The 2,081-nt window shown below is 33.2% G+C and carries 1 protein-coding gene; it reads left to right on the forward strand.

Features of this window, described 5'->3' with window-relative positions:
• Positions 1 to 746: 746 nt before the first annotated feature.
• On the forward strand, positions 747 to 1,706 hold the full coding sequence (locus C568_RS0130135; RefSeq protein WP_018783736.1) for an alpha/beta hydrolase: 960 nt from the start codon (positions 747 to 749) through the stop codon (positions 1,704 to 1,706).
• Positions 1,707 to 2,081: the final 375 nt, after the last annotated feature.

A 2,081-nucleotide genomic window follows, 5' to 3' on the forward strand; every position in this document is an offset into this window, starting at 1 on the left:
GCGCCGATGGTAGTTGGGACCTTGTCCCTGTGAGAGTAGGACGTCGCCAAGCAATTTTAGACGAGTCAGAATGACTCGTCTTTTTTGTGTTTTTAGCTTATTGAAGATCTTTAATAAAATTTTTCGAAATGTAATGTGCATATTGCACAGTATGTGAATCTTATTGAGCCTCTAAAAGAAATTTCCAATGCTAAGTAGCTTTGTTGAATTCGTTCTTCTCATATAATAAGATGTCTTCTTTAAGATTTTTATAGATATCTAATAGATCGTCTGGTAGAGTACAATAAATAGACTCTTCTAGGGTATAAGGTTCAAATATTTTCCGTTATAATTCAAATTCATTAAAAATAATCTGTAGTATTTGGATTTCAAAGTTTCCTAATGTTGTATCTATAATAGATTCAATATTAGGAAACTATAGCGAATGGGCATATGGATTCGTTAGAAAAGAAAGAAGTCGAACTAGTTATGTTCTTTCGTTATACAATAGGGCGATTAAAACATAATATTGCTTTCCTTAACAAAATATTCATAGTGAATATTTTGTTAAGGAAAGTTTGTTACTTGCGCATTACTATGAATAGTTCTTTCTTTGTTATTCGCTTCTTTTTCTCGATTGTAAATTTTAAGGAGACCTACTATCCTAGATTAGTAAAAATCTTGATGAAGTAGGAGGGCGTTATATTCGAATTTGATATAATATAAGGTGTTTTTAAAATATACATCATAGAGAAGGGATTCAAAGAATGAAGAAAATAAGTATTGTTACAATAGTAGTTTTACTCCTCCTAGTTATTGCGTATATGCTAGTTGGGAACTACTTTTATAACTATGCGCTAAATGCGAAACAAGAAAAAGAATTTTTAGAGGGAAACCCTCATTTAAAGAAAACTGTAACTGTATCGGGTAATGTAGTAGCCACTGATGAAATGAAAAATACAGAATTCTTATCAAAACATCAACCAAGTACGACGTCTATACGTTCTTTTGATAACTTGAAACTAACTGGCTATGAATATCGTAATCAGGAATCTAGTCATAAATGGTCAATCGTGGTTCATGGATATAATGGAAGAGCCTTGGAAATGACAAAATACATTCGCCATTTTTATGAAAAGGGTTATAGTGTAGTAGCACCTGATCTTCGTGGTCATGGCAATAGTCAAGGTGATTATATTGGTATGGGGTGGCATGATCGTAAGGATGTTACGCAGTGGATTCAGTATGTATTAAAGAAAGATCCGCAAGCGGAAATAGCTCTGTTCGGTATTTCTATGGGAGGCGCAACTGTTATGATGACTTCCGGAGAAGAGTTACCTGCCAATGTTAAGGTTATTATTGAAGATTGTGGTTATTCATCTGTTATAGATGAATTCACGTATCAATTAAAAGATCTATTTCATTTACCAAAATTCCCTGTTATGAATGCGGCGAATACAATTACAAAACTCCGTGCTGGTTATGACTTGAATGAGGGATCGGCCGTCAAGCAAGTTGCAAAAAGTAAAACTCCGATGTTGTTTATCCATGGAGATGCAGATACATTTGTTCCTTTTGAAATGTTGGATGAAGTGTATAATGCTGCAAAGGTGAAAAAAGAGAAATTGATTGTGCCAGGTGCAGGTCATGGAGAAGCTGAAAAAATAGATTCGGAGAAATATTGGAATACTGTATGGGGATTTATTGGAAAATACATTCCAGCATAAGTATAGATTTAGAAAGAATCTTTCGCTATTAAAAGTGAAAGATTCTTTCTTTATATATAGGGGATACATTGATTGTAGCTTAAATAGGGAGTCTTTCTATCTAAATGTTATGCGTGGATAAGTGATGGTTAAATTTAAGTGAGGATAAAGAAATCTAACGGATTAAAGTCTTATCTTCTATATTTAATGGGGAATTTGAATTTTGTTTTAAAAAGGTATTGCTTTTATAATGATAAGTGTGTAGTATATTAGAAGTCGCCGATGCAACAAAGCAAAACGTGACAAACGAAATAAAAAACTTAGTTGACATTGAAATATGAAAGTGTTAACATAAGGGAGTCGCAAATGAGCGGCAAACAAGTTCTTTGAAAACTG

The organism is Bacillus sp. 95MFCvi2.1 (assembly GCF_000374965.1).
In the GTDB taxonomy this organism is placed as follows: domain Bacteria; phylum Bacillota; class Bacilli; order Bacillales; family Bacillaceae_G; genus Bacillus_A; species Bacillus_A pseudomycoides.